The sequence below is a fragment of the Bacillus sp. BC08 genome (genome assembly GCF_054326875.1).
Genome location: NZ_JBTGPA010000031.1, coordinates 740,008 through 764,184, shown reverse-complemented (window position 1 = coordinate 764,184; position 24,177 = coordinate 740,008). Strand labels below are relative to the sequence as shown.

26 protein-coding genes and 2 pseudogenes are annotated in these 24,177 nt (G+C 32.7%); 21 read left to right on the top strand and 7 right to left on the bottom strand.

Translation table 11 applies throughout. The annotated features are described in order from the left end of the window. Positions 1-180 precede the first annotated feature (180 nt). Together ACXVYO_RS14535 and ACXVYO_RS14530 are read right to left on the bottom strand one after the other, a co-directional pair. Positions 181-1,881, bottom strand: a complete 1,701-nt coding sequence (locus ACXVYO_RS14535; RefSeq protein ID WP_458467575.1) for a pyruvate oxidase — start codon at positions 1,879-1,881, stop codon at positions 181-183. Positions 1,882-1,963: 82 nt separating this feature from the next. Then, the gene (locus ACXVYO_RS14530) at positions 1,964-2,701 is read right to left on the bottom strand and encodes a ZIP family metal transporter (RefSeq protein ID WP_458467574.1); all 738 of its coding nucleotides are present in this window, start codon (positions 2,699-2,701) and stop codon (positions 1,964-1,966) included. Positions 2,702-2,854: 153 nt separating this feature from the next. Between ACXVYO_RS14530 and ACXVYO_RS14525 the strand changes: the two genes are divergently transcribed. The 4 genes from ACXVYO_RS14525 to ACXVYO_RS14510 all read left to right on the top strand — a co-directional run bounded on the left by ACXVYO_RS14525 (position 2,855) and on the right by ACXVYO_RS14510 (position 5,769). Then, entirely contained in the window at positions 2,855-3,625 is a 771-nt protein-coding gene (locus tag ACXVYO_RS14525; protein ID WP_458467573.1) for a class I SAM-dependent methyltransferase, read from the top strand. Positions 3,626-3,673: 48 nt separating this feature from the next. Further along, the gene (locus ACXVYO_RS14520; protein WP_458467572.1) at positions 3,674-4,303 is read left to right on the top strand and encodes an immunity protein Imm33 domain-containing protein; all 630 of its coding nucleotides are present in this window, start codon (positions 3,674-3,676) and stop codon (positions 4,301-4,303) included. Further along, complete coding sequence (locus ACXVYO_RS14515) at positions 4,296-4,829, top strand: DUF6843 domain-containing protein (protein ID WP_458467571.1); 534 nt, start codon at positions 4,296-4,298, stop codon at positions 4,827-4,829. The genes ACXVYO_RS14520 and ACXVYO_RS14515 overlap by 8 nt, the downstream gene beginning before the upstream one ends. A gap of 73 nt (positions 4,830-4,902) precedes the next feature. Further along, positions 4,903-5,769 (top strand): MBL fold metallo-hydrolase, encoded by an 867-nt coding sequence (locus tag ACXVYO_RS14510; RefSeq protein ID WP_458467570.1) that lies wholly within the window; start codon positions 4,903-4,905, stop codon positions 5,767-5,769. 164 nt (positions 5,770-5,933) lie between these two features. Here ACXVYO_RS14510 and ACXVYO_RS14505 read toward each other — a convergent pair whose 3' ends face one another. Then, a complete protein-coding gene (locus ACXVYO_RS14505) occupies positions 5,934-6,875 on the bottom strand; it encodes a nucleoside hydrolase (protein WP_458467569.1) in 942 nt (313 codons plus the stop codon). Between the two features lie 33 nt (positions 6,876-6,908). After that, the gene (locus tag ACXVYO_RS14500) at positions 6,909-7,511 is read right to left on the bottom strand and encodes a DUF2441 domain-containing protein (RefSeq protein ID WP_458467568.1); all 603 of its coding nucleotides are present in this window, start codon (positions 7,509-7,511) and stop codon (positions 6,909-6,911) included. A gap of 210 nt (positions 7,512-7,721) precedes the next feature. On the opposite strand from ACXVYO_RS14500, the gene ACXVYO_RS14495 reads away from it, so the two are divergent. The 6 genes from ACXVYO_RS14495 to ACXVYO_RS14470 all read left to right on the top strand — a co-directional run bounded on the left by ACXVYO_RS14495 (position 7,722) and on the right by ACXVYO_RS14470 (position 11,705). Further along, positions 7,722-8,207: a DUF2798 domain-containing protein gene (locus ACXVYO_RS14495; protein ID WP_458467567.1), complete on the top strand. Its 486-nt coding sequence runs from the start codon at positions 7,722-7,724 to the stop codon at positions 8,205-8,207. 180 nt (positions 8,208-8,387) lie between these two features. Next, positions 8,388-8,813 (top strand): DMT family transporter, encoded by a 426-nt coding sequence (locus ACXVYO_RS14490; protein ID WP_458467566.1) that lies wholly within the window; start codon positions 8,388-8,390, stop codon positions 8,811-8,813. A gap of 19 nt (positions 8,814-8,832) precedes the next feature. Then, positions 8,833-9,528, top strand: coding sequence for a Crp/Fnr family transcriptional regulator (locus ACXVYO_RS14485; RefSeq protein WP_458467565.1), 696 nt, complete (start codon positions 8,833-8,835; stop codon positions 9,526-9,528). Between the two features lie 16 nt (positions 9,529-9,544). Further along, the gene (locus tag ACXVYO_RS14480) at positions 9,545-10,015 is read left to right on the top strand and encodes a DMT family transporter (RefSeq protein WP_087956436.1); all 471 of its coding nucleotides are present in this window, start codon (positions 9,545-9,547) and stop codon (positions 10,013-10,015) included. Positions 10,016-10,577: 562 nt separating this feature from the next. Further along, positions 10,578-10,985, top strand: a complete 408-nt coding sequence (locus ACXVYO_RS14475) for a GNAT family N-acetyltransferase (protein ID WP_458467564.1) — start codon at positions 10,578-10,580, stop codon at positions 10,983-10,985. Between the two features lie 66 nt (positions 10,986-11,051). Beyond that, positions 11,052-11,705 (top strand): MBL fold metallo-hydrolase, encoded by a 654-nt coding sequence (locus tag ACXVYO_RS14470; RefSeq protein WP_458467563.1) that lies wholly within the window; start codon positions 11,052-11,054, stop codon positions 11,703-11,705. Between the two features lie 123 nt (positions 11,706-11,828). Here ACXVYO_RS14470 and ACXVYO_RS14465 read toward each other — a convergent pair whose 3' ends face one another. Then, entirely contained in the window at positions 11,829-12,452 is a 624-nt protein-coding gene (locus tag ACXVYO_RS14465; RefSeq protein ID WP_458467562.1) for a TetR/AcrR family transcriptional regulator, read from the bottom strand. 122 nt (positions 12,453-12,574) lie between these two features. Between ACXVYO_RS14465 and ACXVYO_RS14460 the strand changes: the two genes are divergently transcribed. After that, entirely contained in the window at positions 12,575-14,806 is a 2,232-nt protein-coding gene (locus ACXVYO_RS14460; protein WP_458467561.1) for an MMPL family transporter, read from the top strand. 45 nt (positions 14,807-14,851) lie between these two features. On the opposite strand, the gene ACXVYO_RS14455 is transcribed toward ACXVYO_RS14460, so the two are convergent. Further along, on the bottom strand, positions 14,852-15,034 hold the full coding sequence (locus ACXVYO_RS14455; protein ID WP_458467560.1) for a DUF4021 family protein: 183 nt from the start codon (positions 15,032-15,034) through the stop codon (positions 14,852-14,854). A gap of 325 nt (positions 15,035-15,359) precedes the next feature. Between ACXVYO_RS14455 and ACXVYO_RS14450 the strand changes: the two are divergent. The 9 genes and pseudogenes from ACXVYO_RS14450 to ACXVYO_RS14410 all read left to right on the top strand — a co-directional run. After that, a pseudogene (locus ACXVYO_RS14450) lies at positions 15,360-15,491 on the top strand (GNAT family N-acetyltransferase); the annotation flags it as partial. 76 nt (positions 15,492-15,567) lie between these two features. Continuing rightward, positions 15,568-15,735 (top strand): annotated as a pseudogene (locus ACXVYO_RS14445) (MMPL family transporter); the annotation flags it as partial. 273 nt (positions 15,736-16,008) lie between these two features. Continuing rightward, positions 16,009-16,134, top strand: coding sequence for a hypothetical protein (locus tag ACXVYO_RS14440; protein ID WP_458467805.1), 126 nt, complete (start codon positions 16,009-16,011; stop codon positions 16,132-16,134). Between the two features lie 127 nt (positions 16,135-16,261). Further along, positions 16,262-17,842 (top strand): spore germination protein, encoded by a 1,581-nt coding sequence (locus ACXVYO_RS14435; RefSeq protein WP_458467796.1) that lies wholly within the window; start codon positions 16,262-16,264, stop codon positions 17,840-17,842. Then, positions 17,839-18,942: a GerAB/ArcD/ProY family transporter gene (locus ACXVYO_RS14430; RefSeq protein WP_458467559.1), complete on the top strand. Its 1,104-nt coding sequence runs from the start codon at positions 17,839-17,841 to the stop codon at positions 18,940-18,942. The genes ACXVYO_RS14435 and ACXVYO_RS14430 overlap by 4 nt, the downstream gene beginning before the upstream one ends. Continuing rightward, positions 18,926-20,134, top strand: coding sequence for a Ger(x)C family spore germination protein (locus tag ACXVYO_RS14425; protein WP_458467558.1), 1,209 nt, complete (start codon positions 18,926-18,928; stop codon positions 20,132-20,134). Before ACXVYO_RS14430 ends, ACXVYO_RS14425 begins: the two co-directional genes overlap by 17 nt. 184 nt (positions 20,135-20,318) lie before the next feature. Then, entirely contained in the window at positions 20,319-20,846 is a 528-nt protein-coding gene (locus ACXVYO_RS14420; protein ID WP_458467557.1) for a GNAT family N-acetyltransferase, read from the top strand. Positions 20,847-20,897: 51 nt separating this feature from the next. Further along, on the top strand, positions 20,898-21,824 hold the full coding sequence (locus ACXVYO_RS14415; RefSeq protein ID WP_458467556.1) for a GNAT family N-acetyltransferase: 927 nt from the start codon (positions 20,898-20,900) through the stop codon (positions 21,822-21,824). A gap of 152 nt (positions 21,825-21,976) precedes the next feature. Next, positions 21,977-22,489, top strand: coding sequence for a GNAT family N-acetyltransferase (locus ACXVYO_RS14410; RefSeq protein ID WP_061679063.1), 513 nt, complete (start codon positions 21,977-21,979; stop codon positions 22,487-22,489). 35 nt (positions 22,490-22,524) lie between these two features. On the opposite strand, the gene ACXVYO_RS14405 is transcribed toward ACXVYO_RS14410, so the two are convergent. Beyond that, positions 22,525-23,412, bottom strand: a complete 888-nt coding sequence (locus ACXVYO_RS14405; protein ID WP_458467555.1) for a DMT family transporter — start codon at positions 23,410-23,412, stop codon at positions 22,525-22,527. 171 nt (positions 23,413-23,583) lie between these two features. Here ACXVYO_RS14405 and ACXVYO_RS14400 point away from each other — a divergent pair, with 171 nt between their 5' ends. Continuing rightward, on the top strand, positions 23,584-24,144 hold the full coding sequence (locus tag ACXVYO_RS14400) for a helix-turn-helix domain-containing protein (protein ID WP_073518301.1): 561 nt from the start codon (positions 23,584-23,586) through the stop codon (positions 24,142-24,144). Positions 24,145-24,177: the final 33 nt, after the last annotated feature.

Sequence of the window (24,177 nt, the reverse complement as noted above, 5' to 3'; positions counted from 1 at the left end):
GGCAAGGGCTGCAATTAAGGCAGTTTTTTCTCATTGAACTAAAGGGTAGCATTTCTATAAAGCTTATTGAATTAACGAATGCTTTAGTTCAATAAGGCCTAAAAATGTGTTTTAGTACATGTACAAAAAAGGATAGATAATGCATAATACTTTCTGCTTTATCTATCCTCGTCTTTTCGTTTAAAGTGGTGGTAAATCAATCTTACCTTCTTCAAATAATTCTTTTATCATATGCTTCGTATAACCAGCTGCTTGACCAAATGTGATTTTTGCTGGCATTGGTGCTTCGTTAGCATCTACAACAACATCAATAATACATGGTTTATTTTGTTTTACCGCGTTTTCAAAAGCTGGGAGTAATTCATCTATATGTTCAACACGGTATCCGATACCTCCGCATGCCTCTGCGTATTTTGCGAAATCAGGGTTTGTTAAGTCTGTCCCAAATTCGATATTACCCATAACTTCTTGTTCGAATTTAATCATGGCGATTTTATTATTATTTAAAACGACAACAACGATTGGCAGTTTATATTTAACAGCTGTTACAAAGTCGTTCATTGTCATTCCAAAACCACCGTCACCACAAACTGCAAATACTTGTTTATCTGGGAAAGCAATTTTTCCAGCAAGTGCTCCAGGTAAACCGCAGCCAAGAGTTGCGAGCCAACTAGAAATAATAAATTGCTGGTTTGTCATACGGAAGTGCCTTGCTGTCCATACTGTTACATTTCCGACATCCACTGATAATATTGCGTCATCATGAGCTACATGTTGCAGTGCATGCATAACGCGTTGTGGCTTAATAGGAGTAGAAGAATCGTCTTCTTGATTGTGTAATTTTTCTTCCCACTTTTTCATCATTTCTTGATGATGCTCTAAGAAGGAGTGGTCCTCATGTTTTTCTACATTTTCAATTAACCATTTTAATGTTTTATCAGCATCACCAGCTAAACCGATATCTGTTACATAACGTTTTCCGATTTGGGCAGGATCAGTATCGATATGGAGTGTTTTTGCTTTTTCAGGTAAGAAACCAGTGAACGGATAAGAAGTACCAACCATAATTAAAGTATCTGTATGTTTCATTGCATCATAAGAAGGTTTCGTTCCAATTAATCCTAATCCGCCGATACAAAGTGGATGTTCATCAGGGATAATCCCTTTAGCTGGTAATGTAAGTACGATTGGAGCACCAATGTGTTCTGCGAATGTAAGTAAAGATTCTCTCGCATGTTTCGCACCTTTTCCAGCTAAAATAACAGGCTTTTTCGCTTCATTTATTGCGAGTATGGCAGCATGTAAATCTTCTTCTTGCGGAAATAATTCAGGTAATGTAAAAGAAGTATTTGTAACACGAGCTCCATTTTTTACTTCGAATTTCGGAACATCATCTGGAATCGTAAGAACAGAGACCCCTTTTTTCGTATAAGCCATTCGAATCGCTTGATTCACGACAGCTGGTAGCTGTTCTGCTGACATAATGCGCTGGTTATAAACTGCAACATCATCGAACAATCTTTCTAAGTTTACTTCTTGGAAAAAATCCGTACCGAGTAAATCGGTTTCTACTTGACCTGAAATTGCTAGAACGGGGGCTTTATCGAGCTTAGCATCATATAAACCATTTAATAAATGAATAGCACCGGGCCCTGCGATTGCCATGCAAACGCCGAGTTTTCCTGTTAACTTAGCATAGGCAGCTGCTGCAAGTGCGCCAGCTTCTTCATGGCGCACTTGAATAAATTTGATTTTATCTTGTTTTTTTCTTAAAGCTTCAATTATAGAATTGATAGAATCTCCAGGCATTCCGTAAATGTGTTCTACGCCCCAGTCAATTAATAGGTCAACTAGTGCTTCACCGGCTGTTTTCTCAAACATAATTTTTCCTCCTTATAATTAGGTAGATACTATTATGTTTTGGAGAAAAAGGAAAAATATACAAATGATAATGTTATTATCTTTAATGATGACCAGCGAATAGTGTAAATACTGTTATTAATAAAAATCCACTAGATGCCCATGTTAAAAATGAAAGGAAACAGAGCTGCTTCTTTGCTTTCCAAAGCATTTCATGAATTGTGACATAGCCAAGTGAACCGATAGCACTCCCCATAATGAGCCCTTGTAAATGTAGAGCTTTTCCTTCCATCAAAATGCCAAAAACAGTACCTGTACCGAGGATAAGAGAAAGTAATAAAGTTGTTAATAAAAATGAAATATATTTATGCTTTGTAAAGAGGAAGGGGATGATTAATGCTAAGCCTTCAGGAATATGGTGAACGACGATTGCTATTAAAAAAGGTATGGCAGAGTCAGCATGATTAATAAAAGCAGTACCTAAAGCAAATCCACTCGGCAAATTATGAATAAATATAGCGAAAGAAAGAAAAAGGAAAGTTTGCCATGCTTGTTGATCTTTTTTATGTATCATTGGATGATGACAATAGTTATCTAATAAGCTCATAACTAAAATACCGATAGCTATACCAAGTATAGGCCCAATTATTTCAAAGCTTGAAAATGTTTCAGGAATTATTTCAAGGGATAAAAGCCCAAGCAAAATTCCGCCGCATAATGCGTATAGACGATGCATTTTTTCTTCAATTAGCTGGCGTGTAGCAATGCCAACAGCACCACCTAATAGTAATCCACCGAATGAAAAAAATGTAACTATTATAGGAATCCATAAACGTTCCATCGTATCACACTCCGATTCGTCCACTTATTTTTAGCTTACGAAAAGGAAAGTTAGATTAGTCCAAATAATTGTGTTTGATTATAGAGAAAAAACTAATAATTCGTTATAATTTATATATTATATTTAAATGGAAAAATGAAATGAGGAATAAGTTTGCAAACAAAATGGAGTCTATCTGAATATGAAAATCCAAAACGATATGATGTGGAAAATAAAAGTTTGTCAGATTTTCCGTTTTTACTATCATGGGCACAAAAACTAAATATCAAAAATGAATGGATTCTAGATATTGCTTGCGGAACAGGAAGAGTTACCATTCCCTTTATAGAAAACGGATATAAAATGATCGGTGTAGATATACATGAAGGAATGCTTGCTGAAGCAAAGACAAAAACTACGGATTGTAAGAAGGTAAAATGGTTACAACAAGACTGTTTACAATTAAGCATGAATGAAACAATTCTGTTAGCATTTATGGTTGGTCATGGATTTCAACATTTTCTTACGAATACTGATCAAAATAAGTTATTAACATCTATTCATCATGTGTTAGCTCATAATGGTATATTCATATTCGATACACGTTTTCCTTCAAAAGAAGAATTAATACAACCACCTACAGAAGAATATTGGACAACTATTAGTGATGAAAAGGGAAGGAAATGTGATTTATATACTGAAATGATATACGATTCAATTCAGCAAATACAGCATTACATAACAACAAGAAGGTTTTATGAGGGTGATGTGCGAGTAGAAGAACTGAAAACAACGATTGATCTTCGCTATACGTATCCGCAGGAGTTAGAAAGATTATTAGTAGCGAATGGTTTTGAACTTTTACATATATATAATGATTGGGAAGGAAATGAGTTAGGAGAAGAATGCTATTCTATGGTAGTAGTTTGCCGGAAGAAAAAATAGTGTTATTTTTATAATATGAGTGTGAAAAGCACTTAAGGAGAGAAAAAGATGACTTGGTACTTAGATAATGTTTATGAAATAAATAAAGAAGCGCCCTATACATTCTATCTTCCTAGCTTAGAAGTGTTGGAGAAATTAAAAGTTGGAGATTTGATAAAACTAATTTTTGTATCTAAAAATGAGGAAGAAGATGGGTTTCATGGTGAAAGAATGTGGGTTGAAATTTCTGAAAGAAACGAGAAAAATTTTGTAGGGACACTCAATAATAATCCGTATCGTTTAGATTTAAAAGTGGGTGATAAAATTTCATTTGGAATTGAAAACATATATGATACGGAATATAACGATCCAGCTTCAAAAGATTGGGACTTTTATTTTGATACGAAGGTAATTGTTAGTAATGATGTACTTGAAAAAAGAGAATTTAACTTTATGCTTAAAGAGGATTCAAGAGAAAAAGGTGACTCTAGTTGGTCAATACTGAGTGGTTATGAAAGTGATGACTATGTCAATAATCCTAAAAACTTTCAAATTATTTCAATTGGAGTCATTTTGAATATAGATGATTCTATTTTAAAATTTCTTGAGGAACCACCTTTATGTGCATATGAAAGAAATGATGAAGGTAGATTCTATAAAATTGAAGACTACGATTGGGATGCATATTTAAATGGATAGAAAAATTTACTATGTTTTAAAGAAAAGTACATTTTGTTTCGGAATCGTATTTATGTTTTTATTAAGCGGATGTATTAGTTTTGGTAAAGAAACTACAGATACTATATACTTAATTCCTGAAGAGTACGAAGGGGATTTGATTGTTGTGTACAACGTACCTGGTGCTAAGTTGTTACCGAAGGAAGAGGAGTTTAGTATTGTCACTTTTGCAGCTGACGGGACTGCTTTGACATCTACAAAAAATATGAAATATGGCACGGTAAATGATTTATATTACACAGTAAATAAAGAAGGTCAGCGTACAAAAATTGATTCGAGCTGTATACACTTTGCTTCAACTGGAAGTAGAAGCGAAAATTCGTGGGAATTTCCAGTTGCAAACTTAGAAGTAACTCGTACAGCATGTTCTCAAAAATTTTCAGCCAATGGCAGAGAGGTACCAGAGAATCAAGAACATCCTGCTGAAAAGAAGATGAGAGATTTAATGCAGCATGTACAAGAACAGTATATGAATAAAGTGAAATAGTTATTATGTTAGATCGCAGAAATTTAAAAGTGGTGGTAATTGAAGAGAGTAGTAGTAAATGGAGGGTTTTGTAATGCAGCAAATTAAAAAAATAGGAAACTCATTTTGGTATATGACACCTGTTTCTGAAACAGATAGACCTATATTAGGAATGGTCGTTGGAGAAGAAAAAACGTTAATGATTGATGCAGGGAATTCAGAAGAACATGCACAATTATTTCTAGAAATGCTAAAAGAACAGAATGTATCAAGTCCGGATTTCGTAGCATTAACGCATTGGCACTGGGATCATATTTTTGGATTGCCTGTACTACAAAATGCATTAACTATTGCGCATGCTGAAACGAAAAAAGAAATGCAATCACTAGTATTTTATGAATGGACAGATGAAGCGTTGGACGCACGCGTAAAAGAGGGTACTGAAATTGCATTTTGTGCGGATTGCATCAAAAAAGAGTTTGAAGAAAAAGAGAGAAATATTAAAATTATTCCTCCAACCTTAACGTTCCAGGATCAAATTGAATTAGACCTTGGTGAAGTGACATGCGTGTTAAAACATGTCGGCGGAGATCATGCACATGATTCAGTTGTTATTTACGTGAAAGAGGAAAAGATATTATTTTTAGGAGACTGTATATATGCGGATATCTTTTCTTCAAAGTGGAACTATACGACGCAACGAACGTTTAAATTAATAGAAGAGTTGGAGTCGTTTGATGCTGAAACATATATTCTTTCTCATGGGACAGCTATAAGTCGGGATGAATTTTTACAAGAGATGTATTTGCTAAAAACAGTAGGAACATATACAGAAGCTCATAAAGGCGATGAAGAGAATATAAAGGAAGCGTATAAACAAGACATAAATAGAGAATTAAATGAAGATGAAATAGAAACAATAACGTTTTTTGTAAATGGTTATGAAATGAATAAACTGTAAAACACAACATTAATCAAATTGAATTAAATTGCACAAAAAGAGTATTGAAATGTAATTCAATACTCTTTTTAATAGTTAAATATGTAGTTTTAACCAAATTTTAAACATGGGAGTTCATCGTCTGAAGCAATGTCATTCTATCTATTTTTCGTATATATAGTGATTCAAGTAGAGGCTTTCTTTGCTAATTCAGTTATATAGTTAAAAAATCCATTGTGGTTTACATCATATACTACATTTACAGGTCGTCCATCAACAGTTTCCATTGTACGCCCCTGGCTAGGTCCATTTGTATGAACAATACTATTAATTGTTTGTAATTTTGCAAGATCAGATTTTCCTACAAACGCAGCAGTTAATACATCCCATAAATAGTAAGTAGAGTTCGTTGAGAAGTGAACGAGAGGAGGGACCATTGCATAGCATTGACCAAGAAAATCAATCCCAATATATTTTCTCTCTTTTGCCCAACGTTCACGTATGTCTATAGTTAATGGAACTTGGTTTGTACTTTCTAACGTTACTAAGTCAATTTCAATTTTTGATTCCCATACACGAGCTACTGCTTCAGGATCCCAAAACGAATTCCACTCAGCTGTTCCATCATGTTCTGGTTCATGTACGTTTCCGTCAGTACGAAATGTGCCTCCCATCCAAATAAGACGTTCAATTTTTTCTTCGATTATTGGTGATTCATATAGTGCACGCGCTAAATCGGTAAGTGGACCCGTAAATAATAAAGTTGTTTTTTCTTCAGTTTGTAGTAGAGTTTCAATTAAATGATGATGTGCAGGTTTTTTGGCTACGGGTGTTACAACTTTTCCAGACTCATTTAAAATTGGTAAAGCATCTACATAAAATGCATGCATCCGCCAATCTTTTGGAAATGGATTTTTGGCACGGGAATTTGAGGCGGCTACTTCAATATTTCCTTTGCCGAAGCGATCAATAATTTTGCGACTTGCAGACATTGCTGGTTCTAAATAGCAATCTGCAGGGATAACTGAAACACCTGTAAGTTTGACATTATCCATTTGAAGTAATAAAAATAGTGAAATTAAATCATCTATACCACCATCATGATTGAAGTACACTTTTTTCATCATTGTAATCTCCATCCTATATAATTTAGTTAGGAACTAAATATGAATTGCAGAAAAGTCATCAATAATTTCCACCACTTCAATTTTTCCGCTAATCAGTAACTCAGGAAGTTCATTACTGACGTTTCCATTCCAATACTCTCTAGCTTGTTCAATTTTTTGAGAGAATGGAATACCGTCTTCTTTCGGTAAAAGGTTTCCGTCACATTCAAAACAATGTCCAATCACTTGTAGTTTAACAACCTGCAAAACTTCTCGATTGTAAGAATTAAATAATGCTTTCCATTTTAAAGCGTCTTCATAGCTCTTTGCAGCATATAAACAAGACAATCTTGACGGATAATCAGGATATTCTTGTAGCCTAACCATTTCTACAATCGTTTCTCTAACCGCTCTAATTGTTTGATCCATGTAATCCATAACTACTGTAGCATTTTCATTCTTTATGTGTAATTCTTCATTTATATGATGTTCTTTTAAAATTTGCATAGCATCTTCACCGTTAGAATTTAAATGTTCTCTTTCAAAAAAGAACTGAAATAGGGTATTCGTTTGATTTTTATTGAAATGAATGATTTGTCCTATCTTCATTTTTTTCTTTGTTACGATGTGATATGCGCAAAACTCTTGTTCATACATAGTTATCCTCCTAGTAGTAATGTTATTTAATGTTAAATTTAGTAATTCAACATTGAAATATATAAAACCTTTATAAGTAAACGTGTGAATTTGAGCAGAAAGGAAAGAAAATATGATAACGCTTTAAATTTGTTCACAAAATGTTCACTTACGAAGTGGTTTCCATAATCGATATAATGACAAAGACTTAAACAGAAAGGATGATAGAAATTGCCAACAACAAGAAAGGAAAACCTCCAGTTTGGTATGATGATGTGCCTTGGGATGGTTATTGTAATGACGTTTTATAATTTATTGATGAACGGAATAGGGGGACCAATTCATATTAAGGAGATCGCATTAGAACTACTAATTGGATTCATTATTGCACTATTAATTGAAATATGTATCGTTGGACCTTGTGCGAAAAAACTTGTCTTCATGTTACCGTTTGATAAATCGAAAAAAGTAAATATTATTATTTCGATGGCAACAACGATGGTAATCGGAATGGTGTTCTTCATGTCGTTTTATGGTATGGCTATGATGTATTTGCATAATGGGTTACATGGTGAATCATTCGTTTCAATGTATTTCTCGATTTTTATTAAAAACTTCATTATGGCGTATCCATTACAATTAATTATTATGGGGCCGCTAGTGCGTTTCTTATTTGGAAAGTTTGTTTTGAAGAAGAAATCTGTTAATGTAGCGTAGTTATAATTATTAAAATTATATATATTAATAAAAAAATAAAAGTGCATCTCAAATATTTTGAGGTGTGTTTTTTTATGGTCATTCGCAGTTATTTTCATACTGATGTGACATTTGTCCTTTTGCCTATATAGGATTATAGCTTTTAATTAAGTCAGAAATAGAAGATTAGGAGATGATTTTTTGAAAGGCATTGTATTTGCTGTTTTAGCTGGCGTATTTATTACACTTCAAGGTACCTTTAATGCGAAACTTAGTTCACATATTGGTATATGGTCGACGAGTATTATTACGCATTTAATTGGTTTCACTATTGCAACAACAATATTTTTGTTAAAGAAAGAAGAGAAAGTAACGGATTTAAAGCGTGTGAAAAAAATATATTTAGCAGCGGGTGCATTTGGTGTATTAATTATTTGTGCAGAAACGCTGGCGATATATTCACTAGGAGTTACATTAACAGCTGGGACACTTATGGTTGCGCAATTGTTAACAGCAACTCTTATTGAAATGAAGGGATTATTTCAAATAAAAAAGATACAGATGGAGAGATATCATATTGTGGGAACGATAGTAATGATTATAGGTATTGTTGTATTTAATATGTAAATGAAAGGAGGAAATGAAAGTGGAGAATCGATCAGATTTAATTATTCATTATTTGAAAACAAATAAAAAGCTCGAAGCTTTTTCGGAAATAGATACAGCTTATTTTCAATTAAATCATTTTGAAAAAGGTGAGCTTATTTGCAATATAGATGACGAAATGGATCGTTTATATTTTGTTGTTAAAGGTAAAGTAAAGGTTTATACGATTACACCAGAGGGAAAGAAACTGATTCTTCGTTTTATCAATCCATTGGCGGTTGTTGGTGATATTGAATTCATACAAAATAGCAAAGCGCATAATGCGGTTGAAGCTTGTTCCGAAGTTGTAGCGATCTCTATTTCTCATACGGTTATTAGAAACAAGTTATTACAAAATCCTAAATTAATGAGGTTCTTGTTAGAAAATATTGCGAACACATTAAAAATATCGACTCGTTTTACAGCTCTTAATTTACTTTATCCAGTAGAAGTACGTGTAGCTAGTTATTTACTTTCTATTTCCACTGACAGTAACGGGAATATGTATAAAGAAGATTTGGATGCGACTTCTGTATCAAGTATTGCGGATTTTATAGGTGTAAGTTATAGGCATGTAATTCGGGTGTTACAAAAATTTTATAAAGAGAAATTAATTGAAAAGAACAATGGAGTTATTGTAATTAAAGATTTTTTTAGAATGAAGGAAGTTGCTAAAAATAATATATATGAGCAATGAAAAGAGGAGAGGGAGTATGATTGGATTTAGTTTAGCTATAGTAGCAGGAATATTAATTAGCGTACAATCTGTTTTTAACGCAAAGGTAAATGAAAGTGTAGGACAGTGGTTAACAACAACATGTGTTCTTGGAATAGGTCTCATAAGTTCTATTCTATTTTATATTATTGCAGAAAACAGTATTAGCATTAAAGTGTATACTACAAATTACTTGTTTTATGTAAGTGGATTGTTTGGCATCGGGTTAATTATTTGTATCATGGGTGCAATCAAGAGTTTAGGACCAGCGTATACGGTGCTCATTAGTCTTATTACTCAATTAGTTGTTGCTCTATGCATTGACACATTTGGATTATTTGGAATAGAGAGGGTTCCCTTACAAATAAATAAATTAATTGGAATTGTTCTATTAATTGTAGGGGTAGGGATTTTTAAAAATCTATTTTCGAATAAGAAAGATATTAATATAAATGAGGATAGAGCTTAAATACATTACAGGGAGAGTTTTGAATGATTAGAGTAATAGTAGTGAATACTCTTTTTGTGAAGGTATTACATTTACTTGAGGAAATCGTAAGTTATCAATTAGCACAGTTAAAAAATAAGTAAAGAAGCCTTAGATAAATTGTGATCTTATATATGCACTTATTCTTTTGAAGTTATGTGAACTATCGTAATAGGATAAGTATCTATAAAGTAGTGTATGATTAAAATTAAATATTACCTAGTATATTTAACTAATGAATACAATGTCTTTTTAAGTTATTATGTTGAAAATAATTTTATGGTAAAATCTTTAACATATTGAAATAAAGGGGTAGTATTCTATGGGTTATTTCTCAAACAGTTTATTAGTTTTGTTTGTTCTGATCGTCTGTAGCTGTATGATTTTTGGTTAATAATATAATGATGGATTTATTTAAAAGAAGTTAACTGAGGAGAAGTTAGCTTCTTTTTATTTTATGTTGAGAAGGAATTGTATTGTTGTTATGGAAGTTTGTTTTATATTTTATAAAATATAAACAATCGAGAGAGTTAGGAGTATTTACATGAATAATAGTATAAATTACACAATAGAACACCCGACAGATTTCAATGGAGTATTAACTGTATATGAATCTTTAGGATGGAATTCTCTTCAATTAACGGTTAACGAGTTAGAGCAAATGTGTAAACAAAGTTGGTATGCAATGTATGTTTTTGATGATAAGACGTTAGTAGGGATGGGACGTATTATATCAGATGGCGTAATAACAGGCGTTATTTGTGGTGTTTGTGTATTACCAGAGTATCAGTCCATTGGTATTGGAAAAGAAATAGTAGAACGATTAATCCATCACTGCGAACAAAACAAGGTTATTCCCCAGCTTATGTGTGTGGAAAAATTGCAATCTTATTATGAATCTATAGGGTTTGAGGCATTTTCTGTTGGAATGACAAAGCATATTATAAGATAGTGGAGCTTTATATTTCTAGTTTAATCGTACATATCTTCAAACTTCAGTATAAAGGAGAGTTGCTATATGGAGATTGCTAAAGGGGTAGAAATGTTACAACTTGAGTTTCAAGAATTTATTATTCACCCAATTCTTTTATGGGATGATGAAATGGCAGTTTTAATAGATACTGGTTTTCCTGGACAATTTGAAGATATACAAGTAGAGATGGAAAAGGTTGGGGTATCATTTGATAAGTTAAAAGTGGTGATTTTGACGCATCAGGATATAGATCATATAGGTAGTCTTCCGGAGTTATTGCAACACTGTGGAAGAAATATTAAAGTTTATGCGCACGAGTTAGATAAGCCATATATTGAGGGAGATTTACCTTTATTGAAGGATGGGAAAATTGAGAATCCACCAAAAGGAAAAGTGAGTAATACTGTGATTGACGGGCAAGAACTTTCGTATTGCGGTGGGATACTAATTCTACATACTCCAGGGCATACGCCGGGGCATATTAGTTTATTTTTGAAACAAAGTAAAACTCTTATTGCAGGAGACTCGATGTATAGTGTGAATGGAAAGTTAGGAGGAATTCACACACCAACAACTTTAAATATTAAAGAAGCACAGCAGTCTTTGAAAAAGTATTTAAATTTAGATATTGAATCTGTAGTTTGTTATCATGGTGGATTAAGTAAGGAGAATATAAATGTTCAAATTCAAAAGTTGTAAAGGTGGGAAGTAAGATTTTTTTTGTTAAATAGCGCTAAAATATAATTTAATTACGGGTATGTAAATAATAAAAAAGCATGTTTGAACTTTTTCAAATATGCTCTTTTATTAAAGTAAATCAGTTTAATATGAATGACCTAATCCGTTCCGATAAAAAGAAACGATTTCTTGTGCTAATTCATCTATATTTGCAAGAATAGGATTGTGATTTTCATCTTTAAAATTCCCAATTGATAATAAAGATACGAAAGCATGAGCAGCGAATGTAGCATTTCCTTTCGGGATTTCTCCAATTTGCATTGCATTATCGAGTGCTTTTTCCAATACTTCATACATGCTATCTTCAGCGTCTTTTAATTCTTTCAATTGCTCTTCAGATAATGATAGTTTTGCATCTTTCATAAAATTCTTCATATCAATATCCATCGTTGCGTGTAAGTAGACTTTAGCGAAGTCCAATAATCTTTCTTCCAAGTTTTTATTTGTAGAGAGTATTTGGTGCATATTCTCTCGTATACGTATCATCATTTGAAGCATAGTAGCGGTAAATAAATCGGCTTTTGTTGAATAGTAATAGTAGACGGTTGCTTTCGTAACACCACAAACTTTTGCAACTTCATCCATAGAAACAACTTGATAATTTTGAGTAAGAAATAACCGAGTTGCAACTTCTAAAATCATTTCTTTTTTAGATTTTGTATTTTTATTTTGACGAGGCCTTCCAAGAGGACGTTGTTTTTGTTCCAAATCCATTCGCTCCTGACATGTATTGTTGAGATAATTATAACATAAATTTTTATTCATTCTTGATTAATTAACCGACCAGTATATATAATTAATATTGGAGGAGAAAAGGAAGGTGGGTTTTTATGAAAAAGCACCCGTTACACATGTTAGGGAGGCTTGTAGCAGGGAAGCATACACAATGGATAACTTTATCGGTATGGATTCTTATTACATTATTACTTTCATTTACGTTACCACAAGTAAACAGTACGAAAGAACCGAATCCGAAAAATTTACCTGAAACAGCTATGTCGCAGCAAGCGGAAGCACTTATGAAAAAAGAGTTTCCGAATAATGCAGGGAACCCTTTATTAGTAGTATGGTATAGAGATGGTGGATTACAGTCACAGGATTATAAACTCATACAAGACGTTTATAAAGAGTTAAAAGCTAGTCCTTTAAAGGAGCAATCAACATTACCACCATTTGATACAATCCCGGAACAAGTATTATCAAAAAGTGCATCAAAAGATGGTACATCATTTGTTACACCAGTATTCTTTAATAAGTCGGCTGGAACAGATGTATTAAAAGGAAATCTAGAAGATTTAAGAAACATAGTGAATAGTAAGGTGGATGTAGATCCATTTAAACAAAAAATAAGTGATTCTGGTTTACATGTTCGATTATCTGGACCTGTAGGTATTCAAACGGATGCAGTTAGTTTATTTAGTCAAGCAGATGTGAAATTATTAATAGCTACTGTATTACTTGTATTAGTCCTATTAATTTTACTGTACCGTTCACCAATTTTAGCAATTTTACCTTTACTTGTTGTTGGCTTTGCATACGGTATTATTAGTCCTACACTTGGTTTTTTAGCTGATCACGGATGGATTAAAGTAGATGCCCAAGCGATTTCAATAATGACAGTATTATTGTTTGGTGCTGGAACGGATTATTGTCTATTTTTAATTTCGAGATATCGGGAGTACTTGTTAGAAGAAGAAAATAAATATAAGGCATTGCAACTTGCAATTAAAGCTTCTGGCGGAGCAATTATAATGAGTGCGCTAACTGTTGTACTGGGATTAGGAACATTATTACTTGCTCATTACGGTGCCTTTCATCGATTTGCAGTGCCATTTAGTGTTGCTGTATTCATAATGGGAATTGCTGCTTTAACAATTTTACCAGCGTTATTATTAATTTTCGGTAGAACTGCATTCTTCCCATTTATACCGAGAACAACTTCAATGAATGAGGAATTGGCAAGAAAGAAAAAGAAAGTAGTAAAAGTTAAAAAATCAAAAGGTGCCTTTAGTAAAAAACTTGGAGATGTTGTAGTACGAAGACCGTGGACAATAATTATGCTCACTGTATTTGTATTAGGTGGATTGGCTTCATTTGTACCACGTATTCAATACACATATGACTTATTAGAATCGTTTCCTAAAGATATGCCTTCACGTGAAGGATTTACATTAATTAGTGATCATTTCTCAGCTGGTGAATTAGCCCCAGTAAAGATTGTTGTTGATTCGAAAGGAAAAGAGCTTCCTATTAAAGAAGAACTAGAGAAATTTTCTTTCGTAAAAACAGTGAAAGATCCAAAAGAGGGTAAAGAAAATAAGCAAATACAAATGTATGAGGTTTCTTTAGCTGAAAATCCATACTCAATTGAAGCGTTAGATCAAATCCCTAAATTGAAAAACAGTGTAGAAAAAGTAGTAAAAGATGCTGGGATTAGTAATGCAGAAGATCAACTATGGATTGGCGGAGAAACGGCGTCATTATATGATACAAAGCAAATTACGGAACGTGATGAAGCAGTGATCATTCCAGTAATGATTAGTATTATAGCGTTATTGTTACTTGTTTACTTACGATCAATTGTCGCGATGATTTATTTAATTGTAACGGTTGTATTATCGTTCTTCTCGGCACTAGGGGCAGGGTGGCTACTACTTCATTATGGTATGGGAGCACCGGCCATTCAAGGTGCGATACCGTTATACGCATTCGTATTTTTAGTTGCTTTAGGTGAAGATTATAATATCTTTATGGTCTCAGAAATATGGAAAAACAGAAAGAAACAAAATCACCTGAATGCAGTGAAAAATGGCGTTATACAAACCGGTAGTGTCATTACATCCGCTGGTTTAATTTTAGCAGGAACTTTTGCAGTTTTAGGTACACTTCCAATTCAAGTTCTTGTTCAATTTGGTATTGTAACTGCAATTGGTGTACTACTAGATACATTTATTGTTAGACCATTACTTGTACCAGCAATTACAGTTATTTTAGGTCGCTTTGCTTTTTGGCCAGGAAAGCTTTCAAGAAAGAGTGAAGAAGTACAAAAGGTGGATGCATAGTTAAGAAAGCCAAGGATATTTTCCTTGGCTTTCTTATGTAGTTTATTAATTTTTTGAATTCAAATCATCAGTTACAGCATGATCAGCATCTTCAATAGCAGTTTCTGGCATTCCATATAAGCCATTCATTGCTTGTTCTTCGATATTAAGATTTGCAGAATTATCATTTTGAATAGGTATAGTGTTTTCGGTGACATTTTCTTTTTTATTTATATTTTTATTATTCATGTAGGCATCCTCCGAATTTCATTTGATTTATGTATAGTATGTGGAGGTATTTCTAGAAATATGTAAATGGATATTTTGTAGATGTAAAATGAAAATCTTAAACGAAGAGGAATAAATAGTTATGATAAAAACTAGGGAGTTAGCCTTCTAAAATATAAATAAGTATTTATAAGAAATATAGGCTCATTTGTAGTTTAATAGTAAATAGATATAAAAGCTTCAATTCCCTTTGTTTTACAACTGGTGAAGAGTTCAAATATTTTAGTAGGGAGCGAAATAAAGGGAATTACGTGAGCATTAAAAAGATGAAATCCTAATTCATCATATAACAAAATTGTATTGTAGAGCATTTGAAAAAACAAGTTTCAATGAAATGATCGAACGAATAAATAAATATATAGAATATACAGGTTTTAAAGGCATAGTAGCAATAAATAAGGAAAATGAAGTCGTTGGTTTACAAACAGATAGTATTTTTATCCTGCTTTAATGGGCAGTAAGACCCCCACTGATTAAAGTTTCACTTTATACCCGCATGTTTAATTTTTGCAGGAACTTTTGCAGTATTAGGTACACTTCCAATTCAAGGTCTTTTTCAATTCGGTATTGTAACTGCAATTGGGGTATTGCTTGACACATTTATTGTTAGACCATTATTTGTACCAGCAATTACAGCTGTTTTAGGTCGCTTTGCTTTTTAGCCAGGAAAGCATTGGAAAGAAGAGAAACAATTAAGAAATAGAGATACTTTTTAAAAAAGAAGGTTGCCGATAAAGTCAGTAAAACTGATTTTATCAGCAACCTTTTTTATACGTTGGATAGATTAATCGTAGTTATTTTCAGTATAAACGATGAAAACTATGGCTGCCGAATTGTTTAATGAATTGAAACTTTCTTATCAGACATAATAATTTGTAAGAAATTCCATTGATTGAGAAATTTTCTATATTATATGTTGTTATAGGATGATTAAAATGTGGGAAACAATTATCGTTTATTTTCCAAAGTGGAAAATTTTTTTACAAGCTTTTATTGTATTTATAATTCCATATGTTGTTTCAAAGTTCTTTAGTTGGATTCGTCAATTAGAAAAAGAATAATCCAACAAACTAATTTGGAATGAATGTTAGATTCAATTGAAGAAGAATATGGACATTTGTAGAAGGCGAGAACTAGGGAAGGAAGTTAACAGGTTCAAATGTACTTGAAGCTTTGTAAGAAAGAGTGATAAAGGTGAAAGAACAGGATTCAATGGTTAATCAAAGTCAAGGACAGGCTAAAACAAATGGGGCTAATCCTACTAAAGTTTCTGAACATTATTTTACAGGTAATTTTAATTCAGATTTGGAGGCTATACAAAAAGAAATAATTTATAACTCGGATGTTTATTGTCGAGAGTTTAACATCGGTGGGACTAGCATTCGAGCTGTTATTGTCTTTATTGAAGGGCTGTCTAATTTAGATCTTATTGATATGCATATTATGAAATCACTGATGTGTAATTTTTATGATAAATATAAAGATGAATCACTTAATGTAAAAGGGAGCATTTCAAAAGAATTTATTAAAAACCGTGTTCTTCCTGTTAGTGGAATCGACGAAGTACAATCGATACAAAAAATGATGCCAAAAGTGTTAATGGGTTCAACGGCATTATTAATTGATGGATTATCAGATGTATTAATACTAAATACAAAAAAGGGAAAAACGCGTAATGTTGAAGAACCAATATCAGAGGGATCAGTTAGAGGACCGCGGGTAGGTTTCACAGAAGTTTTGTCTGATAATACGGCCTTGTTACGTTTACACGGCGAAAATGAAGGGTTATCTTTAATAAAATTACAAGTAGGAGAACGGGCAAAGAAAGATTTGGTTGTCGCCTTTATGAAAGAAATAGCTGATTTAGAATTAGTAGAAGAAGTTAAGAAGAGGATTGAGAAAATTAATATTGATAATGTACCGGAATCAGGTTATGTAGAACAATTAATAGAAGATAATTATCTTAGTCCCTTCCCACAAGTGCAGAGTACGGAACGGCCTGATAAAGTGATTGCGGCATTAATGGAGGGAAGGGTTGCGATTTTATTAGATGGAACACCTTTTGCATTAATCGTTCCGGTTACATTTAGTATGATGATGCAATCACCTGAAGATTATTATGAGCGCTGGATACCCGGTACGTTGATTCGATTATTACGCTTTGTAACGGCTTTTATTGCATTATTTGCTCCAGCTCTGTACATTTCATTTATATCATTTCATCCTGGATTGATTCCGACTAAATTGGCAATTTCAATTATAGGAGGACGAGAAGGCGTCCCGTTTCCTGCAATTATAGAAGGGTTATTTATGGAAATTGCTATCGAAATTTTAAGAGAAGCAGGGCTGCGATTACCTAAACCGATTGGTTCAGCAATGGGGATAGTAGGAGGATTGATCATTGGGCAAGCTTCTGTGGAAGCAGGAATTGTGAGTCCAATTATGGTAATCATTGTCGCGGCCACAGCTATTTCTTCTTTTGCTCTTTCCCATTATAGTACGGCAATCCCATTACGTATTCTTCGCTTTGTCGCAATGTTTTTCGCAGCGATATTTGGTTTATATGGAGTTGTACTATTTTTCCTCTTTATATGTAGTCATATTGCAAGGCTTAAAAGTTTTGGTGTACCTTATGCTAGTCCAGCTGTTTTATATCAATTTTCTGATTGGAAGGATTTTATGTTTCGAATGCCAATTCAGATGATGAAACGGCGTCCAAAAATGTTGAATTTAAAAGACTATGTAAGGAAAGGAAAGGAAAAGGAATGATAATTAATTCAAAAGATAAAATTCCAACGTCACAAGCAATTGTTATTCTGATTAATACTATACTTGCTATTGGCATTCTCACTTTACCTAGAACAGCAGCTGAGAAAATTCAAACACCTGATGTTTGGATAACTGTTATTTTAGGAGGGATAATCGCGATAGTTGCAGGAATAATTATCGTGAAATTAAGTCAACAATTTCCTGGAAAAACATTTTATCAATATAGCCAGGAAATTGTAGGTAAATGGCTTGGAGTATTAATTAGCTTGTCGATTATCTGTTATTTTTTTTCATCTGCTTCATTTCAACTGAGAACGTTAACAGGTATAACTAGTTTCTTTCTATTAGAAGGTACACCTGATTGGGCCATAATTATGCCATTTATGTGGATAAGTCTCTATTTAAACTTAGGAGGAATAAATGCGATAGGACGTATATTTGAAATTATTTTTCCCATTACAGTTCTTATTTTTTTAGTGACATCGTTTATGAGTGTCGGAATATTCGAATTTGATAACCTCCGTCCTGTATTGGGATTCGGGATTCTTCCTGCGTTGAAAGGACTGAAAACAACAATAACGGCATATACGGGTGCAGAAATCATGTTATTCCTTTTAGCATTTATGAAGAAGCCCTCTCAAGCTGTCAAGGTTATTATAATTGGTACTACAATTCCGATATTTTTTTATGTCATTACAGTGGTGATGGTTATAGGGGCATTTTCTATCGATGGGGTATTAGTGAGAACATGGCCTACAATTGATCTTATGAGAAGTTTTGAGATCCAAGGTTTAATTTTTGAACGATTTGAATCTTTGTTACTAGTGATATGGACTATGCAAATTTTTGCAACGTATACAATTTGTTATTATGCGGCTGCGTTAGGACTAGCACAGATATTTAATAAGAATGTTCATTCTTTTTTGTATGGATTACTTCCAATAATATATATCATTGCAGGACTTCCAAAAAATATTAATGAGTTATTTGAACTTGGAAATATGATTAGTAACGGAGCAATAATATTATTTGGTATTATTCCTTTTCTACTTCTTATGATTTCGAAGTGGAGGATGCAAAGTCATGACTCAAAATCTTAAAATTAGAAAAATCATTATAAGATTTACTTTAATTGTTTTTCTTTTATTACTAACAGGGTGCTGGAGCGGTCGTGAAATTGAGGAATTGGGGTTTGCAATGGGTTTAGCAATAGATAAAGAACAAGAAACAAAGATTGAGAAAGAAATCGAAGAAGAAGGGGGTGGTTATAAAAATAAGAAGCGCGCAATAACAACCACCTATCAATTTGTTAGAGCACAATCATCATCAAATGGAGGAAAAGGTGGAGTAGCGCAACAAAAAGCTTATATGAATGTTTCAGAAACAAGTGATTCACTGCATGAATCTATTCGTGAAGTAGCATTAAGAAGACAAAGGCCTATCATTTTTGATCATACGAAAGTAATAGTAGTAAGTGAAGATATTGTTCGAACATATAACGTAACACAGTTGCTGGATTTTTTTATTCGTGATAATGAGATGCGACCTAGTTGTTTTGTTATAGTTAGTAAAGGGCTTGCTAGGGATGCGTTAAAATCAAAAGAACCAGGAGAAATTCCAGCATTCCGCTTGCTGGAAATTGAGGATAATCGGTATCGAACCTCACGATTATTAGCACCTGTGTCGCTTGCTAAACTACCAGGGAAGGTGAAATCTGGTGGGAGTTTTCTTTTGCCGAATGTAATTTCTATAAAAGGTGAAGTGAAGTATGTTGGTGCTGCCGTAATTAAAGGAAGTACAAAAAAACTCCGTGGCTTTTTGAACGAAAGTGAATTAGAAGGTTTAACGTGGATAACTGCAAATGGAAAAGGTGGTTTAGTGAAGAGTTATGATAAAAAGACGAAAAAACCTGTTATGTATGAAATGAAATCTATAAATAGTAAGATTAAGTCCCATGTAAAAGGAGATAACATTTCTTTTGATGTAAATGTTCAGTCTGTAGGGCGAATATCTGAAAGTTGGGCATCTAAGGAGGCATTTAAAAATGTATTTCTCAAAAGAGCAGAGAAAACAACAGAACAAGAAGTGAAGCGATTAGTACATCATACATTACAAAAGATTCAAAAGGAATATAAAACTGACGTTGCTGGTTTCAGCACTAGTTTGAAAATCGAGTATCCAGAAGTATGGAAGAAAGTTGAAAAGAATTGGGATAAGGTGTTTAGTAAGATACCAATCAAATATAATGTTAAGCTGACGATTGAAGACTTTGGTACGGAAGGCGCTAAATGAATGAAGAAAGTGAAATACAAAAAAGCTCTAAAGCATGAATTTCTTTGAATATGCTCTAGAGCTTTTTATTGTGTAGGTTTATTGTATTTAGTAAAATAAAGATGCATATTTAGTTGTAATATTCTTTATTTTTAGATTACTTATAAAAATTTGAAATATAATTACTAAAAATAGGAGGCATAAAATGAGAATATTACCTATAGGAAAAGATCAAGCCATAATTATTAATATGGCAAAACTATATTGTAAAGTATTTGATAAAATAAATTTTGATGAAATGGTAGAACGAATTACAAGACACATGGAGTATACAGATTTTAAAGGAGTGATAGCCCTAAATGATGAAAATGAAGTTATTGGTTTTACTTATGGTTATCGTTCTTTAGATGGACAGTACTATAATCAATTAATGAGAAAATCATTAAATTGTGGACAAGTAGAGCAATGGTTAGAAGATTGTTTTGAATTTGTAGAGTTAGCAGTTCACCCGCAATATCGAGATGAAGGACTTGGAACAACATTACATAATAAATTATTAGAAGGTATTTCAAATAGAACGAGTGTTTTAACAACACAAGTAAACAATAAAAAGGCGCGTTCTTTATATGAAAGATTAGATTGGGTGGATGTATTAGAGCCATTTCATCCAAGTAAAAATGATGTTCCATATGTAATAATGGGCAAAAATTTAAAAATAAAAGTAAATGAATAACTATTTCGTTCACAAAAGTTATTGGTTTTTAGCGATGAAGGGGAAAATAAAATGACAATAATATCTATAGAAAAAGCTTCAATTTTAGATGCTAAAAAATTAACAGAAATAATGACAAGAACATTTGATGAAGAAGTAAAACGATGGCTATGCGGTCAAGGTGATGTAATTGACTATAACATCCAACCACCAGGTTATTCTTCAGTTGAAATGATGAAATATTCGATTGAAGAATTGGATTGTTACAAAGTGATAATGGATGAAAAAATAATCGGGGGAATTATAGTTACGATTTCTGGTAAGTCATATGGCCGAATTGATCGTATTTTTGTAGAGCCTGTTTATCAAGGAAAAGGAATCGGGTCACATGTTATTAAATTAATAGAAGAGGGATATCCAAGCGTAAGGATTTGGGATCTCGAAACATCTAGTAGGCAACGTAATAATCATCATTTTTATAAAAAAATGGGTTATGAAATAATTTATAAATCTGAAGATGAGTATTGTTATGTAAAAAGAATCACTGTAGATTCAGCTGAAGAGAACCAAGTGAAAAATAAAGATATGAAAAATAGTCAATATGAAAACTGTAATCTAGCAAATACAGAGTATTATCAAGTGAATGCAAAAAACAGTTCATTTGTCGGGAGTAATATAATGCATATGAATATGAGTAATTGTAATGTAAGTCAATCAAAATTTAGAAATATAAATTTAAAAAGTTCTTCATATGCAGATTTAAATCTTTCAGGTAGTAAATTTAATTTTGTGACTTTAGGTGGAGTTCAATTTACAGATACAAGTCTTGGAGAAAATAAACATCCTATTTTATTTAAAAGATGTGATTTAGAAGGTAGTACGATTAGTAATAGTAATCTGAAAAATATTGAAATAGAAAATTGTGATATAACTGGTATGAAAATAAATGGTATTCCAATTGAAAATCTACTTGAGTTATATAATAAAGTAAAAAGTTAACCTGTAATTTTGGTGTAGGTAAGGTGTTCGTAAATCGGATGATATACTGAAATAATTATGTAAAAATAACATAAAGAAATACAGAAGAGAAGGGCTTTCACCCAGGGTTCTAGAATAAATATGTATTGTTATGGATATGGAGGAGAGAAGATATGGGAATCAAAGTAAGAGCGGTAGAAATGCAAGATGCTAGAGCTATTCATCGTATATGTATACAAGATGATGTTTTACCTTATATGGTTTTCTTACCAAGCATGCGTGTAGATGCAATGGAAAATAGAATTCGAAATTTAGCGCCAAATCAATTTGAATTTGTTGCAGAGTATGATGGAGAAGTTGTTGGATTTGTTGGGTTAACCCAAAGCCCGGGACGTAGATCTCATTCGGGTGATTTATTTATAGGGGTAGATAGTGAATATCATAATAAGGGCATTGGGAAAGCACTTCTTACAAAAATGCTTGATTTAGCTGATAATTGGTTAATGTTAGAGCGAGTAGAGCTTGGTGTTTTAGAAACGAATCCGAAAGCGAAGTCACTATATGAAAAATTCGGATTTGTAGAAGAGGGAGTAAAGATAGGGAATTTGAAGGCTCACGGAAAGTTTATTAATGAAATAATGATGAGTCGTTTTAGACCTGATGGTTTAATCGTACATAACGAATAGTGAAAAGCATGACATTTTACTGTCATGCTTTTTTGTTAGTTGCGATTCGGCAGTTTTGGTTGCATTAAAAATAATGCTAAACCAATAAAAATAACTGTAATACCTAGTGCTTGTTGTATAGAAATGGTCTCATTTAATATAAAGTACGCTAGTATACAAGTCCCAATTGTTTCTCCTAAAATACTCATAGAGATTACAGTAGCACTCATCCATTTTAATAACCAATTAAATATTGTTTGACCTAAAATTGTAGCAATGAAAGCTAAGCCAATAAAGCACACCCAAGTTTGTGTAGAATAATGGATGAAAGCTTCGTTTTGCATGTATGCAAATATACTAAGAAAACAGGCACTACTTCCATAACTAATTACCGAATACGGTATAAGTGATAAATCTTTACGAACATGTTGGCTAATGAAAAAGTATGCGGTAATAATTCCTGCTGCAATAAACGCTAAAATGTCCCCGTATAAAGCTTCTCCGCTAATTTGGAAATCTTGCCATCCAATGACGATACTTCCTGAAATGGCGATGAGGCAACCAAAAACTGCGCCTTTCGTAAATCTCTCTTTGAATAGAAAGTAACCACCAATCATTGAAAATAAAGGTTGTAACGTTACGATAACTGTAGAACTTGCTACAGAAGTATATTGTAAGGATTCAAACCAAAGTACATAATGTGCGGCCAAAAATAACCCAGATATGAATCCGAATCCCCATTGCCTTCTTGTTACGGTTTTTAACTCGTTTCGATTATTTTTATTAAATAGTAATAACGGTAACAGAATCAGTGCAGCAAAGAATAATCGATAAAAAGCAACGATAGCTGCAGGAGCATCTGCAAATTTTACAAAAATCGCTGAAGTTGATAGGGCGAATACGCCGAAAAATAAGATGCAATATGAAAGAATAGGTGATTTCACAGTTTGTCCCTCCGATAAAATGTTTATTATAATAAACTTAATACGATATAATGTACAAAAGTAAGTATATAAGTCCCTAAGACGATAGGAAAGGATTATTTGCCTTTGTTTAGTATGTCAGCACAAAGACAGCGAAAGATGCAACATGATGGACGAAAGGAAGTTTTTACTATGATACATGATAGACTCGGACAAACTGTATTAAGTTATCGTAAGAAAAATAATATGACAATTCGTGAATTTGCTGATTATGCAGGAATTAGTACTTCATTAATTAGTCAAATTGAAAGAGGATATGCGAATCCTTCTTTAAGTGTATTAGAATTAATTGCGAAAGCATTAAATGTACCATTATTTACACTTTTTATTAATGAAATTGATACAGATTCACTCATTTCTAAGAAAAAAGATCGAAAAAAAGTATATCGGGAAAACAATGATCACATTGTATATGATGTATTAACACCGGATTTTATGAAAGCTCGTATTGAAATGTTAATGATGGATTTAAATAAACAAGCAAAAACAACGGAAAGTCATTATTCACATGAAGATAAGGAAGAGATTGCTGTTGTTATGAAAGGAGAAGTGTATGTGGAATTAGAAGGAAAAGAATATTTTTTAGAAGAAGGCGACGTTGTACGTATTCCGCCAAATGTGAAACATCGTTTTTTAAATAAAAGTGATGAAACGAATCATATTTTATTTGTATTGACGCCATCTTTAGGATGAGTATAAAGTGATTTTTATTACGGGGGATAAAAA